The 11,734-nt window shown below is 60.8% G+C and carries 8 protein-coding genes and 1 pseudogene; all 9 read right to left on the reverse strand.

The features are described 5' to 3' along the window. Window positions 1–4 precede the first annotated feature (4 nt). The 9 genes and pseudogenes from lysS to AACY50_RS26625 all read right to left on the reverse strand — a co-directional run bounded on the left by lysS (window position 5) and on the right by AACY50_RS26625 (window position 11,331). Window positions 5–1,507, reverse strand: a complete 1,503-nt coding sequence (gene lysS / locus AACY50_RS26585) for a lysine--tRNA ligase (protein WP_339430513.1) — start codon at window positions 1,505–1,507, stop codon at window positions 5–7. A 71-nt stretch (window positions 1,508–1,578) separates the two neighbouring features. Beyond that, window positions 1,579–2,674, reverse strand: a protein-coding gene (prfB, locus tag AACY50_RS26590; protein ID WP_339430512.1) for a peptide chain release factor 2 whose coding sequence is annotated in 2 segments (ribosomal slippage) — window positions 1,579–2,601 and window positions 2,603–2,674 — 1,095 coding nt in all. Because the reading frame shifts where the segments join, the coding sequence is not laid out codon by codon here. Between the two features lie 156 nt (window positions 2,675–2,830). Next, a pseudogene (locus AACY50_RS26595) lies at window positions 2,831–3,881 on the reverse strand (diguanylate cyclase domain-containing protein). Window positions 3,882–3,929: 48 nt separating this feature from the next. Beyond that, window positions 3,930–4,940, reverse strand: a complete 1,011-nt coding sequence (locus AACY50_RS26600; protein ID WP_339430510.1) for a chemotaxis response regulator protein-glutamate methylesterase — start codon at window positions 4,938–4,940, stop codon at window positions 3,930–3,932. Then, window positions 4,937–7,225 carry a hybrid sensor histidine kinase/response regulator gene (locus AACY50_RS26605; protein WP_339539576.1) on the reverse strand — a complete coding sequence of 763 codons (2,289 nt, stop codon included), beginning with the start codon at window positions 7,223–7,225 and terminating at the stop codon, window positions 4,937–4,939. Before AACY50_RS26605 ends, AACY50_RS26600 begins: the two co-directional genes overlap by 4 nt. Beyond that, window positions 7,222–7,905 (reverse strand): chemotaxis protein CheW, encoded by a 684-nt coding sequence (locus AACY50_RS26610; RefSeq protein ID WP_339430508.1) that lies wholly within the window; start codon window positions 7,903–7,905, stop codon window positions 7,222–7,224. Before AACY50_RS26610 ends, AACY50_RS26605 begins: the two co-directional genes overlap by 4 nt. Continuing rightward, entirely contained in the window at window positions 7,902–9,176 is a 1,275-nt protein-coding gene (locus tag AACY50_RS26615) for a CheR family methyltransferase (protein ID WP_339494473.1), read from the reverse strand. The genes AACY50_RS26610 and AACY50_RS26615 overlap by 4 nt, the downstream gene beginning before the upstream one ends. Next, window positions 9,173–9,709 (reverse strand): chemotaxis protein CheW, encoded by a 537-nt coding sequence (locus tag AACY50_RS26620; RefSeq protein ID WP_221733981.1) that lies wholly within the window; start codon window positions 9,707–9,709, stop codon window positions 9,173–9,175. The genes AACY50_RS26615 and AACY50_RS26620 overlap by 4 nt, the downstream gene beginning before the upstream one ends. Continuing rightward, on the reverse strand, window positions 9,709–11,331 hold the full coding sequence (locus AACY50_RS26625; protein WP_339464315.1) for a methyl-accepting chemotaxis protein: 1,623 nt from the start codon (window positions 11,329–11,331) through the stop codon (window positions 9,709–9,711). The genes AACY50_RS26620 and AACY50_RS26625 overlap by 1 nt, the downstream gene beginning before the upstream one ends. Window positions 11,332–11,734: the final 403 nt, after the last annotated feature.

Genomic DNA, 11,734 nt, shown 5'->3' on the forward strand with positions numbered 1-11,734 from the left:
ACGTTTACGCTTGCGGTCGCATGTGCGGGAACAGGATCACATCGCGAATCGACGGCGAGTTGGTCAGCAACATCACCAGACGATCAATGCCGATCCCTTCACCGGCCGTTGGCGGCATGCCGTACTCGAGCGCACGCACGAAGTCGGCGTCGTAATGCATGGCTTCGTCGTCGCCGGCGTCCTTGTCGGCCACCTGCGCCATGAAGCGCTCGGCCTGGTCTTCGGCGTCGTTCAACTCGGAGTAGGCGTTGGCGATTTCACGGCCGCCGATGAACAGCTCGAAACGGTCGGTGACGTTCGGGTTGTCGTCGTTGCGACGGGCCAGCGGCGACACTTCGAACGGGTACTGAGTGATGAAGTGCGGCTGCTCGAGTTTGTGCTCGACCAGTTCTTCGAAAATCATCACCTGCAGCTTGCCCAGACCTTCGAAGCCCAGCACCTTGGCGCCGGCCTTCTTGGCAATGGCGCGCGCCTTGTCGATGTCGTTCAGGTCATCGGCGCTCAGCTCAGGGTTGTACTTGAGGATCGAGTCGAATACCGACAGACGCACGAACGGTTCGCCGAAGTGGAACACCTTTTCACCGTACGGCACGTCAGTGCTGCCCAGCACCAGTTGCGCCAGTTCGCGGAACAGTTCTTCGGTAAGGTCCATGTTGTCTTCGTAGTCGGCGTACGCCTGGTAGAACTCCAACATGGTGAATTCCGGGTTGTGACGCGTCGAAACGCCTTCGTTACGGAAGTTGCGGTTGATCTCGAAGACCTTTTCAAAACCGCCAACCACCAGACGCTTGAGGTACAGCTCCGGGGCGATACGCAGGAACATTTCCATGTCCAGCGCGTTGTGGTGGGTTTCGAACGGCTTGGCCGCAGCGCCGCCAGGAATGGTCTGCAGCATCGGCGTTTCGACTTCGAGGAAGTCGCGCTTCATCAGGAAGCTGCGGATGTGCGCGATCACTTGCGAACGTACGCGGAAGGTCTGGCGCACGTCTTCGTTGACGATCAGGTCAACGTAACGCTGACGGTAGCGTTGTTCGGTGTCGGTCAGGCCGTGGTGCTTGTCCGGCAACGGGCGCAGCGACTTGGTCAGCAGGCGCACGTCGGTCATTTCAACGTACAGGTCACCCTTGCCGGAACGGGCCAGGGTGCCAACAGCGGCAATGATGTCGCCCATGTCCCAGGTTTTCACCGCGGCCAGGGTTTCTTCGGACAGCGTCTTGCGGTTGACGTAGACCTGAATGCGACCGGTCATGTCCTGGATCACCATGAACGAGCCACGGTTGAGCATGATACGACCGGCAACCTTGACCGGGATTGCAGCCTCTGCCAGCTCTTCCTTGGTCTTGTCCGCGTATTGCTTCTGCAGTTCTTCGCAGTAGTTTTCGCGGCGGAAGTCGTTCGGGAAGGCATTGCCCTTGGCGCGCTCGGCAGCAAGCTTTTCCTTGCGCAGGGCGATCAGGGAGTTTTCTTCCTGTTGCAGGGCTTGCGGATCGAGTTGTTGGTCGCTCATGTCTTTAAATTTTCCATCACAGGTTCGTTGCCCCCGCCATTGACGGGGGACTTAAGGTCGGGCTGACGGCTTTACAGCCCCGATTTCAGGCTGGCTTCCAGGTAGTCGTCGATGTCGCCATCGAGCACCTTGTCGCAGTCGCTGCGTTCGATGTTGGTCCGCAGGTCCTTGATGCGCGAAGCATCGAGAACGTAGGAGCGGATCTGGTGACCCCAGCCGATATCGGACTTGGTGTCTTCCAGCGCCTGGGACGCTGCGTTGCGTTTCTGCATTTCCTGCTCGTACAACTTGGCCCGCAGCATTTTCATGGCGGTGTCCTTGTTGGCGTGCTGGGAACGTTCGTTCTGGCAACTGACCACGGTGTTGGTCGGTACGTGAGTAATACGTACGGCCGAGTCGGTGGTGTTTACGTGCTGACCACCGGCACCGGAGGAACGATAGGTGTCGATCCGCAGGTCTGCCGGGTTGATTTCGATTTCCACCTTGTCGTCGATCTCTGGCGAGACGAAAACCGCCGAGAACGAAGTGTGGCGACGGTTGCCGGAGTCGAACGGGCTCTTGCGCACCAGACGGTGTACGCCGATTTCGGTACGCAGCCAGCCAAAGGCGTATTCGCCCTTGATGTGCACGGTCGCGCCTTTGATCCCGGCGACTTCACCGGCCGACAGTTCCATGATGGTCGCGTCGAAACCGCGTTTGTCAGCCCAGCGCAGGTACATGCGCAGCAGGATGTTGGCCCAGTCCTGGGCTTCGGTGCCGCCGGAACCGGCCTGGATGTCCAGGTAGGCGTTGTTCGGGTCCATCTCGTGGCTGAACATGCGGCGAAATTCGAGCTTGGCGAGGTTGTCCTCGAGACGGGCCAGCTCGGCGACAACATCGCCCACTGCGCCTTCGTCGTTTTCTTCGACAGCCATGTCCAGCAGGTCGCGGCAATCGGCCAGACCGCCGTTCAGTTCGTCGAGGGTATCGACGATCTGCGCCAGCGCAGCGCGCTCGCGGCCCAGCTCCTGGGCGTATTCAGGTTTGTTCCAGACACTCGGATCTTCAAGCTCGCGATTGACCTCGGTCAGACGCTCATGCTTTTGATCGTAGTCAAAGATACCCCCGAATAGTTTCGGAGCGCTCGGACAGGTCCTTGATGGTGTTCAGGATCGGGTTGATTTCCATGACGGGCAGCACTCGTTGGCGAACTTTTGAAAGCCGGCGAGTATAACGTAATCACGCTGTCACGGCAGCCCGTCTGGCGGCTGTTGGGGCGACGTATTGCAAATGCAGGAGCGGGCTTGCTCGCGAATGCGGTGGGTCAGCCAACCCTACTGCTGGCTATGCCGTCGCCTTCGCGAGCAAGCCCGCTCCCACAGGGGACAGTGGACTACTCAATGCCGACCTGATTGCGCCCATTGTTCTTGGCCAGGTACAAACCGCGATCCGCCGCCGAAATCAGCAACCGGCAATCGCTACCCGACTCAGGCACCATCGTCGCCAAACCGATACTGATGGTCAGGCTCGCACCTTCGCTCGGTGCAATATGTGGAATTTTCAGCGCGGCCACGGTCTGGCGCAGCTTCTCCGCCATCAGTCGCGCGCCGCCCGGCGAGGTGTTCGGCAGCACCAAGGCAAATTCCTCCCCCCCGTAACGCGCCGGCAGGTCCGACGGCCGGGCGCTGGCGTCGCGGATCGCCGTGGCAACCTTGCGCAGCGCCTCATCGCCTTCGACATGACCAAACGTGTCGTTATAGGACTTGAAGTAATCGACGTCGATCATCAGCAACGACAGTTGGCTCTGATCACGCAGGGAACGTCGCCATTCCAGTTCCAGATACTCATCGAAGTGTCGACGGTTGGACAGCCCGGTCAGGCCATCGGAGTTCATCAGGCGTTGCAGCACCAGGTTGGTGTCGAGCAACTGCTGCTGGCTGACCCGCAGCGCACGGTACGCCGCGTCCCGTTGCAGCAAGGTCATGTAGGAACGCGAGTGATAACGGATGCGCGCGACCAATTCGATGGTGTCCGGCAGTTTCACCAGATAGTCGTTGGCGCCGGCCGAAAACGCCGCGCTTTTGATCAGCGGGTCTTCCTTGGTCGACAGAACGATGATCGGAATGTCCTTGGTCGCCGGGTGATTACGGTATTCGCGCACCAGGCTCAGACCATCGAGGCCTGGCATGACCAGGTCCTGCAGGATCACTGTTGGTTTGATCCGCACCGCTTGTGCGATGGCTTGATGCGGGTCAGAGCAGAAGTGGAAGTCGATGTTTTCTTCATTCGACAGCCCACGACGCACGGCCTCGCCGATCATCGCCTGATCGTCCACCAACAACACCATGGCGGCGTTTTCGTCGGTTTTGATGTCATCGATCTGTAAGTCATTCATGGGCGGTCACCTGAGTACGGCGGGGGCCAGGATTGCGGAAAAATCTGTTCATTTGGGGAAAATCTCCAGCAATCGTGGCGCTATCTTTTCCAGTGAGCGGATTTCAACGGCTGCATCAATGGCCGCAGCGGCCTTGGGCATGCCATAGACCGCACTGCTTTGCTGATCCTGCGCGATGGTCAAGTAACCTTGTTGGCGCATGAGCTTAAGCCCTTGAGCCCCATCACGTCCCATCCCGGTCAATAAAACCCCGACTGCATCACCATTCCAGTAACTGGCGACGCTCTCGAAAAACACGTCGATCGAGGGTCGGTAAATCTCGTTGACCGGCTCGGCGGTGTAGGCCAGCGTGCCGTTCTTCAGTAATCGAATATGGTGATTGGTGCCGGCCAGCAGCACCACGCCGGCTTGCGGTGGCTCGCCTTCGCGGGCCAGGCGCACATCCAGACCACTGGCGCTGGCCAGCCACTCGGCCATGCCGGCGGCGAACACCTGGTCAACGTGCTGCACCAGCACGATGGCCGCCGAAAAATCACGCGGCAAGCCCTTGAGTAGCACTTCCAGCGCCGCCGGCCCGCCCGCCGACGAACCGATTGCTACCAGCCGCTGGCACGACGCCGTGCTGCGCTGGGGAGTCGGCACGGGGCGCGAGCGAGGGGTTTTCTCACCGATCAGCCAGCCGATATTGAGGATCTTGCGCAGCAATGGCGCCGCTGCTTCCTGTGCATTGCCGGCGCCGAGGGCCGGGGTGTCGACCACGTCCAGCGCGCCGTGGCCCATGGCTTCGAAGACCCGGTGCACGTTCTGTTGCCGGTCAACCGTGACGATGACAATGGCGCACGGGCTCTCGGCCATGATCCGTCGGGTGGCTTCGACGCCGTCCATCACCGGCATGATCAGATCCATCAGAATCAGATCCGGGGTATTTTCGGCGCACAGGCGCACCGCCTCGGCGCCGTTGTACGCGACCCAGACCACCTGATGCGCCGGCTCGAAGGCCAGCGCCCGGCGCAGGGCCTCCACCGCCAGCGGCATATCATTGACGATAGCAATCTTCATGCCCGCGCTCCTCCGATGAGCTCGACCACTGCGTCGAGCAGGGCGTCGTCATGAAAACTGGCTTTGGCTAAATAATAGTCGGCGCCGGCGTCCAGTCCACGGCGCCGGTCTTCTTCGCGATCCTTGTACGACACGACCATCACCGGCAGCGATTGCAGACGGTTATCGCGGCGCAACAGCGTGACCAGTTCGATGCCGTCCATGCGCGGCATGTCGATGTCGGTGATCAGCAAATCGAAGTCCTCCGAACGCAACGCGTTCCAACCGTCCATGCCGTCCACCGCCACAGCGACGTCGTAGCCACGGTTGAGCAGCAGTTTGCGCTGCAGCTCGCGCACCGTCAGCGAGTCGTCGACCACCAGCACTCGTTTGCGCGCCGCTTCCACGGCTTGATTACCGTGGCGGGCGATGCGCTCAAGGCGCCCGGTATTGAGCAGTTTGTCCACCGAACGCAGCATGTCTTCGACGTCGACAATCAGCACCACTGAGCCGTCATCGAGCAAGGCGCCGGCGGAAATGTCCTGCACTTTGCCCAGACGCTCGTCCAGTGGCAAGACCACCAACGTGCGCTCGCCAATGAAGCGCTCGACCGCCACTCCATAGATCGCATCGCGCTCGCGGATCACCACGACTTTCAGGGCCTCACCGCTGCTCTGACTGGCCGGGCGCTGCAACAACTGGCTGGCAGCCACCAGCCCGACATGCCGGCCCTCGTGCCAGAAATGCTGGCGACCTTCGACCTGCACGATGTCTTCGGGGGCCAGATCGCACATGCGCTCGATGTGGGCCAGCGGAAAGGCGTAGGCCTCTTCGCCGACTTCCACCACCAGACTGCGCACCACTGACAAGGTCAACGGCACTTCAAGATGGAAGCGACTGCCCTCGCCCGCCGTTTGCTCCAGCACCACGGCCCCGCGCAACTGGCGAACCATGTGCTGAACGGCATCAAGGCCGACGCCACGGCCAGACACTTCAGTGACCGTATCGCGCAGGCTGAAACCTGGCAGGAACAGGAAGGTCAGCAGCTCCTCTTCGCTCAACTGCGCCGCTGTTTCGGCGGGGGACAACTGGCGCTCGACAATGCTGCGCCGAACCTTTTCCAGATCGACGCCGTTACCGTCATCGCTCAATTCCAGCACCAGCAATCCCGCTTGATGCGAGGCGCGCAGACGGATCAGGCCTTCGGCGGGTTTGCCCTGGAGCAAACGTTGCTCCGGCGTTTCGATGCCGTGATCGACCGCGTTGCGCAGCAAATGGGTGAGCGGGGCTTCGAGCTTCTCCAGCACATCGCGATCAACCTGGGTTTTCTCGCCTTCGATCTCCAGTCGCACCTGCTTGCCGAGAGTTCGGCCCAGATCACGCACCATGCGCACCTGACCGCTGAGCACGTCTGCGAAGGGCCGCATGCGGCAGGCCAATGCGGTGTCGTAGAGCACTTGCGCGCGCTGGCTGGCCTGCCAGGCGAATTCATCGAGTTCGGCATTTTTCTCGATCAGCATTTGCTGGGATTCGGCGAGCAAACGCCGCGCATCTTCCAACGCTTCCAGAGCTTCAAGGCTCAGCGCATGTTCCTTGAGGTGGACGTTGAGGTTTTCCAATGCGCGCAGACCGTTGTTCTGCATGCGCTTGAGGCGCTGCATGGTCGCCAGATGCGGCTTGAGTCGCTGGGTTTCCACCAGCGATTTACTCGACAGATCGAGCAGGCTGTTCAGACGTTCGGCGGTGACGCGCAACACGCGTTCGCCACCTTCGGTGGTGCGTTTGCTTTTGTTCGGTGGCGGCTCGGGCGACTCAACAGAAGCATCTGTAGCAGGCACCGGCGTCGGCTGAACCGCTGGCGGCGCTTCAAGCTGCAACTCGGCCATCAGCGGCGCAGCGACCGATGCTGGCGGGGCTGACGGATCGAGCAGGCGCGCCATCAGCGCGACGTAAGCTTCAATGTCTGCCGGTTGCGGCGCGCTGGCCGGCACGGCGACGCGCATCAGCAAATCGGTGCCCTGCAACAACGCGTCGATGTGCTCCGGGCGCAGCAACAACCGCCCTTCCTGCGCACTGACCAGACAATCCTCCATCACATGCGCAACGCTGACGCCGCTGTCGATACCGACGATCCGCGCCGCACCTTTGAGCGAGTGCGCCGCGCGCATGCACGATTCCAGTTGATCGGCCTGGGTCGGGTTGCGCTCCAGTGCCAAAAGCCCCGCGCTCAGGACTTGGGTCTGGGCCTCAGCTTCAAGGCTGAACAGCTCCAGCAATGAGGCGTCGCGCATTTGCTCGGGGGTCATGTGAGGCTCCGGGTCACGGCGGACAGCAGCTGTTCTTCATCCAGCCAACGCAGGCTGCGCCCCCGAAATGGCAGAACACCCCGGGTGTACTTGGCACTGGCCTGAGCGCCGGATCGCGATGCGGCATCGAGAATGCGCTCGTCAATCGCATGGATGCCATCAACTTCATCCACCGGCACCACCACCGGTCCACCATGGGCAGCGATGATCAGCATGCGCGGCATGACTCGCCCGCCATTGGCCGGTGCAACATTGCCATCCAGATCCAGCAGCTCAACCATCGACAGACACGCCACCAGCGCGCCGCGCACATTGGCCACGCCAAGCAAGGCCCGCGAGCGTTGATGTGGCAGCGAGTGAATCGCCTGCATCGGCGCCACCTCTACGAGGCTGCGCGTCGCCAGCCCCAGCCATTCTTCGCCAATACGAAACATCAGCAGAGAACGGGTTTTCAAATCGGTTTCGACTGCTGTAGCCACCGGGTCACGCTCGTCCTGCTGCAACGCATAGCGGTCGAGCAGGCGCGTGGCGGCGGCGGAATACACCGAGCAATTGCGGCAATGGATGTGTTCTTCCAGCAGCGCACAGGACTTGTCGCCGTGAATGCCGATGCGGTTCCAGCAATCGTCGATGGCCCGGGCATCTTCATGTGTGACGTTCAAGGTGTCGGACGGGATCATCGTTTGCGCTCACTGTCGGCGGTGCGTGCGCTGCGGGCGGCGCGCTCCTGTAATCGTCTGGCACCGGCGCTGTCACCTTGGGCTTGCAGCAACGCGGCCAGGTGCATCAACGCTTCGGGATGTTGCGGTTCGAGGTACAACGCCTTGCGGTAAAAACCCTGGGCTTCAAGGGCACTGCCTGCGACATCGCTGAGCAGGCCGAGCCAGTAGAAGGCTTGCGCCACCGGTTCGTGGCTACGCAAATACTGCTCGCACGCGGCACGGGCCTCGGCGCTTTTGCCTTCGTTGGCCAGGGCGGCAATGTGGGCGAGCAACGTCGCAGCATCCGGGTTGGCGCTTTTGCAGGTAGTCGGCAGTGCCGTCACGGCGGTAAACGGCCGGTTGCGTGCGGGCGGTGTGGGGGGTGTGCTGCGTAGCGGCTGACTGACGGGCAACGGAATGGGCTTGGGGATCGGCAACGGTTCCGGGGCCGGCTCACTGTGGCGGCTGAACGCAAACGACTGGGGAATACCGATCGAACGCATGCCTAACCGTCCAAGCAGACTGCCCTCCGCCGGGCCGATAAAGAGCACGCCATCGACATGAGTCAGGCGCTTGAGCACTTCGAAGACTTGCTTCTGGGTCGGCTGATCGAAGTAGATCAGCAGGTTGCGGCAGAACACGAAATCGAAGACAGGCTCACTGGCCAACAGTGCCGGATCGAGCACATTGCCGACCTGCAAACGCACTTGCTCGCGCACGTTTTCGTTGACCCGATGGCCGTCCTGCACAGGCGTGAAATGCCGCTCGCGGAAGTCCAGATCCTGGCCACGAAACGAGTTCTTGCCATACAACGCGCGCCGCGCCTTTTCCACCGAGATCGGGCTGACGTCCATGCCATCGACCTTGAACTGATGCGGCCTGAGCCCGGCGTCGAGCAAGGCCATGGCAATCGAATAAGGCTCTTCGCCGGTGGAACACGGCAGACTGAGGATGCGCAGCGCGCGCATGTTGTTCAGTTCGCCAAGACGATTGCGCGCCAGTTTGCCGAGGGTGGCGAACGACTCCGGATAACGGAAAAACCAGGTTTCGGGGACGATGACCGCTTCGATCAGCGCCTGCTGTTCATCGCGCGAACCTTGCAGCAGTTGCCAATAGGCGTCGGCGTTCACCGCTTGTGAAAGCGTGGTGCGCTGGCGTACGGCTCGCTCGATGATCGCCGGCCCCACGGAGGTGACATCAAGGCCGATGCGTTCTTTGAGGAAGTCGAAAAAGCGCTGGTCGCTGCTCATGACTGCGCCTCAAGCTGCATCGGGTCCAGCGGCGGATTGGGGAACAGCAAGGCGCGCACGCCATCATCGAGCAAGTCACTGACCCGCACCCATTGCACCAGCCCCTGCGCATCTTCGCGCACCGGGCCGAGGTACGGCGCCTCGCGATTGTCGAGGCCGTAGGGTTGAAAATCCTCTGGATAACAGCGCAGCGTGTCTGTCGCCTGCTCGAGAATCAGCCCAAGCCATTGCGCCGGCTGCGACGCGTCCCGGCGATAGTGAACCAACACCAACCGCGTACTGGTGCGTGCCTCGGCGGGTTGACCAAAAGTCAGCGCGCTGAGATCAATCACTGGCACCACCGCGCCGCGATACGCGAACACCCCGGCGACCCACTGTGGCGCCCGGGCAATCGGTTTCAACGGCAAGCGCGGCAGCACTTCCGCCACTTCGGTGGCACGCAAGGCGTAGCGCTCATTGCCAATGCGAAACAGCAGGAATAACGCCTGCTTCGCCACGGGTGCGGCACTGCGTTTGGCGCTGATTTCGCTCATCAGACTTTGAATCGCGAAACGCCGCTGCGCAGCCCGACGGCCACCTGGCTCAGTTCATCGATGGCGAAACTGGCCTGACGCAGCGATTCGACGGTCTGGCTGCTGGCATCGCCCAACTGCACCAGCGCGTGATTGATCTGCTCGGCGCCCGTGGCCTGGGCCTGCATGCCTTCGTTGACCATCAACACCCGCGGCGCCAGCGCCTGCACTTGATGGATGATCTGCGACAGTTGCTCACCGACCTGCTGCACTTCGAACATGCCACGACGCACTTCTTCGGAGAACTTGTCCATGCCCATCACGCCCGCCGACACCGCCGACTGGATCTCGCGCACCATTTGTTCAATGTCGTAAGTGGCGACCGCCGTCTGATCCGCCAGACGCCGCACTTCAGTGGCAACCACGGCAAAACCACGGCCGTATTCACCGGCCTTCTCGGCTTCGATCGCCGCGTTCAGCGACAGCAGGTTGGTCTGGTCGGCGACCTTGACGATGGTCACCACCACCTGATTGATGTTGCCGGCCTTCTCGTTGAGGATCGCCAGTTTGGCGTTGACCAGATCGGCTGCGCCCATCACCGAATGCATGGTGTCTTCCATGCGCGCCAGACCCTGCTGGCCGGAGCCGGCGAGCACCGAGGCCTGATCGGCAGCGGTGGACACTTCGGTCATGGTGCGTACCAGATCGCGGGACGTCGCCGCAATTTCCCGCGAGGTCGCGCCAATTTCGGTGGTAGTGGCCGCGGTTTCGGTGGCGGTGGCTTGCTGTTGCTTGGAAGTGGCGGCGATTTCGGTCACCGAAGTGGTCACCTGCACCGATGAACGCTGCGCTTGCGACACCAGCGAGGTCAGCTCAGCCATCATGTCGTTGAAGCCGGTTTCCACCGCGCCGAACTCGTCTTTGCGGGCAAGGTCCAGGCGGCTGCTCAAGTCGCCGGTACGCATGATTTCGAGGATTTCCACGATGCGGTTCATCGGTGCCATGATCGCCCGCATCAGCAGCAGGCCGCAGGCGCCAGCCGCGAGAATGGCCACCAGCAACGAGATGAACATGCTGATCTTGGCCGCTTCCACTGCGCTGTCAATGTTGTCCATGGCCTGATCGGCCACCGACTTGTTCTCGCGAATGATGTCGTTGAGTTTCATGCGACCAGCCATCCACGCTGGCGTCAGTTGTTCGTTGAACAACTTCGTCGCGTCATCATCGAGATTGCGCTGGTGCAGATCGAGCACCTGAGCCTGAATCTTGTTGTAGTTCAGGATGTCCTGCTTGAACAAGCTGAACTCGGCTTTGTCCTGCTCGGTAGTGATGGTGTTTTGATAGTTGCCCACCTGCTCTTCGAGCCGTGCTTCGAAGGCCTTGAAGTCTGCGGCGTCCTCGGAACTGATTCCCAAGCCTTTTTTAAGGCCCAGCAATTCCTGGGTTTGCAAGTAACTGTCTACCCAGACACTGCGGATCATCGAGCTGAAATACACACCCGGCACCGCGTCATCACGCACGCTCTGTTCGCCAGCCTCAATCTTCAAAAGCCGTGAATACGAGACGACGACCATCAGCAACATGATGGCGATAATCACCGCAAAGCTCGCCAAAATGCGTTGGCGCAACGTCCAGTTCTTCACAGTGAGTCCTCGTGCCTAAGTCGAAATGCGGGGAGTATAGCCGAGGGCGCTGTTTCATTTATAAGACGCTTTTTCACCCTCACGCCTTGCGCAACGGCTTATCGCAAGGCTTTGGCGTGCGACTGTCTGACAATCCCAAAGCGACGCACCAGTGGCGTAATGGCAAAAATGAATGATGGATTGGCCATTTTTTAGCAACCCCCACCAATAGTGGCCACACGCCATTGTGCGCAACTTCTTGCGCACTCAAATGTGGATAACCGTGTGGACACATCCCTACAGCCCACGTAATCCGTTCTGTACAGACGAGTGCGCAAGAAGTTGCGCAGTACTGCGCAAGAAGTTGCGCACTTCAGACCTCAAATCCGCACGAAAAACAGTCAAAAACCCGATCAGGTGCAGC

The sequence above is a fragment of the Pseudomonas sp. RA_15y_Pfl2_54 genome, assembly GCF_963971015.1.
Taxonomy (GTDB): domain Bacteria; phylum Pseudomonadota; class Gammaproteobacteria; order Pseudomonadales; family Pseudomonadaceae; genus Aquipseudomonas; species Aquipseudomonas baetica_A.

Coding starts and splice junctions, on each gene's coding strand:
- lysS (WP_339430513.1), bottom strand. CDS start 1,507: ATGAGCGACCAACAACTCGATCCGCAAGCCCTGCAACAGGAAGAAAAC.
- AACY50_RS26600 (WP_339430510.1), bottom strand. CDS start 4,940: ATGAAGATTGCTATCGTCAATGATATGCCGCTGGCGGTGGAGGCCCTG.
- AACY50_RS26605 (WP_339539576.1), bottom strand. CDS start 7,225: ATGACCCCCGAGCAAATGCGCGACGCCTCATTGCTGGAGCTGTTCAGC.
- AACY50_RS26610 (WP_339430508.1), bottom strand. CDS start 7,905: ATGATCCCGTCCGACACCTTGAACGTCACACATGAAGATGCCCGGGCC.
- AACY50_RS26615 (WP_339494473.1), bottom strand. CDS start 9,176: ATGAGCAGCGACCAGCGCTTTTTCGACTTCCTCAAAGAACGCATCGGC.
- AACY50_RS26620 (WP_221733981.1), bottom strand. CDS start 9,709: ATGAGCGAAATCAGCGCCAAACGCAGTGCCGCACCCGTGGCGAAGCAG.